This is a genomic window from Acidisoma sp., assembly GCF_035492295.1.
In the GTDB taxonomy this organism is placed as follows: Bacteria; Pseudomonadota; Alphaproteobacteria; order Acetobacterales; family Acetobacteraceae; genus Acidisoma.
This window is the reverse complement of sequence record NZ_DATJJK010000275.1, coordinates 1-3789: the sequence shown is the minus strand read 5'-3', so window position 1 is coordinate 3789 and position 3789 is coordinate 1. Positions and strand designations below refer to the sequence as shown.

Sequence of the window (3789 nt, the reverse complement as noted above, 5' to 3'; positions counted from 1 at the left end):
TTCGTGCCCAATATCAGCTTCGGCCCCGGCGTGATTGCCGCGGTGCGTCAGCAGAGCAAGCTTCCCATCGACACCCACCTGATGATCGAGGGGCCGGACCGCTACCTTGGCGACTACGCGAAGGCGGGCTCGGACCGCATCACCGTCCATGCCGAGGCCTGCCCGCATCTTAACCGCACGCTGCAGGAAATCCGCAGCCTCGGCTGCAAGGCCGGGGTCGCGATCAATCCCGCGACGTCCGAGGAAGCGGTGCGCTACAGCCTGGATGCCGCCGACCTGATCCTGGTCATGACCGTCAATCCAGGCTTCGGCGGCCAGGCCTTCCTGCCGCTGACGCTGGAGAAGATCCGCCGCCTGCGCGCGCTCATCGGGGACAGGCCGGTCGAAATCGAGGTCGATGGCGGCATCACGGGCGAGACCGCGGAGCTGGCTGCCGCGGCAGGTGCCAATGTCTTCGTCGCCGGTTCCTCCGCCTTCAAAGGCGGCAGCGGCAGTTACGCGGCGAATATTGCCACGCTGCGGACGGCGGCCGAGCGCGGCACCGAAGCCAGCCATGGGACGGCCCACAAGGGACAGCCCGTGCGGGGCTGACTTCGGGACGCAGCTTCTTTAATCCTGCCGCTTACGGCACTTTCAGGCCGAGCGCCTGTGCGACGCCTGCAGCGTAGGCCGGGTCCGCGCGCCGACAATTGGCAATATGCCGCTCCTTGATCTCCTGGCGTGCATCGCCCATCGCCCGGGCGGTGTTCTCAAAGAGAGCTTTCTTTTGGGCATCGCTCATCAGACGGAACAGGTTGCCCGGCTGTTCCCAGTGATCATCGTCGAGGCGGTGGTCATATCGTGCGGCGTTCCCAGAGAGCGGGAGAGGCGGCTCGGCGAAATCGGGCTGATCATCCCAAAGGCCCGCGCTGTTGGGATTGTAGCTCAGCGTACCGCCGAGATTGCCGTCGACACGCATCTGCCCATCCCGATGGTAGCTCATATAGGGGCATTTCGGCGCGTTGACCGGGATTTGGTAGAAGTTGGAGCCGAGGCGGTAATGAACGGCATCATTGTACGAGAATAGGCGCGCCTGGAGCATCCGGTCTGGAGAGAAGCCGATGCCCGGGACGATATTCGACGGCCCGAATGCCGCCTGCTCGACTTCCGCGAAGTAGTTGTCGGGCCAGCGGTTCAGCTCCATCGTGCCGACCTCGATCAGCGGGTATTCCGCCTTTGGCCAGACCTTCGTGAGATCGAAGGGATTGTGGCGGTGAGTCCTTGCCTGCCCTTCCGTCATCACCTGGATGAACAAGGTCCAACGCGGGAAGTCTCCGGAGTCAATGGCCTGCAGCAGGTCGCGGCCATGGCTTTCGCGGTCCTTGGCGATAAGAGCCTCGGCCTCGGCATCGGTGAGGTTTTGGATGCCTTGCTGCGTGCGGAAATGGAATTTGACCCAGACACGCTCATTCGCGGCATTGATCATCGAAAACGTGTGGCTGCCGAACCCGTGCATGTGCCGCAAGCTTTTCGGAATGCCGCGGTCCGACATCACGACTGTGACCTGATGCAACGCCTCCGGCAGGAGCGTCCAGAAATCCCAATTGTTGTTGGCACTGCGCATGCCGGTGCGGGGATCGCGCTTGATCGCGTGGTTCAGGTCGGAAAAGCGAAGCGGATCGCGGAAAAAGAAGACCGGCGTATTGTTGCCGACGATGTCCCAGTTGCCTTCCTCGGTGTAGAACTTGAGAGCGAAGCCGCGAATGTCGCGCTCGGCATCGGCCGCGCCTCGCTCGCCTGCGACCGTCGAGAAGCGGGCGAACATCGGTGTCTGCTTGCCGATCTCGGAAAAAATCTTCGCCTTGGTGAAGCGCGTGATGTCATGCGTGACAGTGAAGGTGCCGTGGGCGCCCCAGCCTTTGGCGTGCATCCGGCGCTCGGGGATCACCTCGCGATCGAAATGCGCCAGCTTCTCGATCAGCCAGACATCCTGCAAAAGCGTGGGGCCGCGCGGACCAGCGGTCAAAACATTTGTGTTGTCAGCGACAGGCGCACCGTTGTCGCTGGTGAAAGGTTTCATTGAAGACATGGCTCGCTCCTGGGCTGAACGAAGGGGGTATGCGGCAGCTCCTAGTCTGGCCAGGCTGAGGCACGGATTACGCGGCAGCAATTCGCGGGAACGTAAGACAGGTCCCTGCCGCCGAACTCATCGACTGTGGAGGAAACAGGGCGCGGCATAGGCGCCATAGAGGCTCAAGCGCTGAGGAGCGCCGGCATATTTCTTGGTGAAGCCTATAGAGTGCTTTGTCAGGCTGATGCCGTGAAACGCGGCGCTGGCATCGAGATGTTCAGGATCGACGCCGAGACTGCGGCATGTGCAGGTCAATGAACATTCGCAACAAATCGGGCCGAACAATTTGCTCGTTTCACATGCCAGAAGACTATCCGGGCCAGTGACGCGAGGGGTCCGGGATTGTCTATTGCTTGTGCCCGTCAAGCGCGATGTCATTACCTGTTCCTGCGATGCAAAGACGGTAACGCTGGCCGAAAAAAAATTGTAACTGAGCAACGTCTGACGGCAAAGTCAAAAGGCATTGATCATGTCTAGCCCGATGGGCAGGCAGGTGAGGTCTAGGACAGTATGCCGTTCTGCGCGGTGATCGGCGAAGGCACATCCTCTGCGCCGATCGCTTGCAGCAAATCGATCTCGATCGTGCGCGTGATGGCGGCCATCGGTATGTCATGCACGTCGTTCGAGAAGGGATCCTCGAGATCGCTGCCAATCTCGTTGAGGACCAGGAACATGAAGCCGATCAGGGCCGAGCCGAAGGGTGTCGCGACGCCCAGGCTGTCGACCATGCCGAGTGGCAGCACAAAACAATAGGCGCGGCTGAAGATCAGCGGCAGGCCGCTGTACTGTCGGGGCAGCGGCGTGTTCTTGATCCGCTCCAGCCCGCCCTGCGCATCGATGACAGCGGCGAGCGTCCGGTCGAGATTGGCGACGGCGACGCTGTCGAGCCCGCCCGCGCGGCGAAGGTCTGCGAGGCGACGGGAGATCGCCATCTGGATCGCCGCTGGCGCATTGGCGCGGCCGTGGCAAAGCACCGCCATATCGGCCGGAAGATAGCGCGCCAGCGCCTCATCCGGCGACAGGCGCAGCAGGTGGCAGCGCAGCGCCAGGGCATAGGCGATCTGGGCGCGGACGAGATCATGGGCCACGGATGGATCGTCGACCAGCGCCAGCACGCCGCGGGCGAAACTTCGGGAGTTATTGAGGATCGCGCCCCAGAGCGTGCGCGCCTCCCACCAGCGCGCATAGGCGGCATTGTTGCGGATCGTGACGATGAGCGCGATGGCGCTGCCGAGCAGCGGCAGGGGCAGCAGCGGGATGGCCACCCAATGCCAGTCCAGCACCAGGTAGGCGACGGTGATCGCCACGTCGTACGCGACCAGCAGGGCGAGGGTCGGCGCGTTGTAGCGCAACAGGCGCCCGACATGGATGCCGCGGGAGACGATCACGGCGGATCAGCCGTACGCGATAAGATCCCCGCTCTTGACGGTGACGAAGACGCGCCCCTCTGCCGCGACCGGTGCTGCCGCCGCTGGGGAGGGCAGCGTGATCGTGGCGCGCGGCTGACCGGTGATCGGGTCGAGCGTCGCGAGTTCGCCGTGGTTGCTGACCAGCACGAGGTTGGGCCCGGCAATGATCGGCCCCCACCAGTAAATCGGGTTGCGCAGCTTTTTCATGTTCTTGAAGGGCGGCATCTGATGCACCCATTTGACCTGCCCGCTGGCGGCCGAGAGGCAGGC

Annotated in this window: 4 protein-coding genes; 1 reads left to right on the top strand and 3 read right to left on the bottom strand. The window is 63.1% G+C overall.

Annotation, left to right across the window (positions count from 1 at the left end; translation table 11 throughout):
- Positions 1-591, top strand: a 591-nt coding sequence (locus VL752_RS20480; protein WP_325358192.1) for a ribulose-phosphate 3-epimerase, incomplete at its 5' end; no start/stop codon positions are given.
- 31 nt (positions 592-622) lie between these two features.
- On the opposite strand, the gene VL752_RS20475 is transcribed toward VL752_RS20480, so the two are convergent.
- The 3 genes from VL752_RS20475 to VL752_RS20465 form a co-directional block, all read right to left on the bottom strand.
- Positions 623-2068, bottom strand: a complete 1446-nt coding sequence (locus tag VL752_RS20475) for a catalase (protein ID WP_325358194.1) — start codon at positions 2066-2068, stop codon at positions 623-625.
- Positions 2069-2610: 542 nt separating this feature from the next.
- Complete coding sequence (locus VL752_RS20470) at positions 2611-3498, bottom strand: bestrophin family protein (protein ID WP_325358190.1); 888 nt, start codon at positions 3496-3498, stop codon at positions 2611-2613.
- A 6-nt stretch (positions 3499-3504) separates the two neighbouring features.
- A partial coding sequence (locus VL752_RS20465; protein WP_325358188.1) for a PQQ-binding-like beta-propeller repeat protein occupies positions 3505-3789 on the bottom strand: 285 nt, incomplete at its 5' end.

Excerpts from the sequence above, each read along its gene's own strand:
- VL752_RS20475 (WP_325358194.1), bottom strand. The coding sequence starts at position 2,068 with ATGTCTTCAATGAAACCTTTCACCAGCGACAACGGTGCGCCTGTCGCT.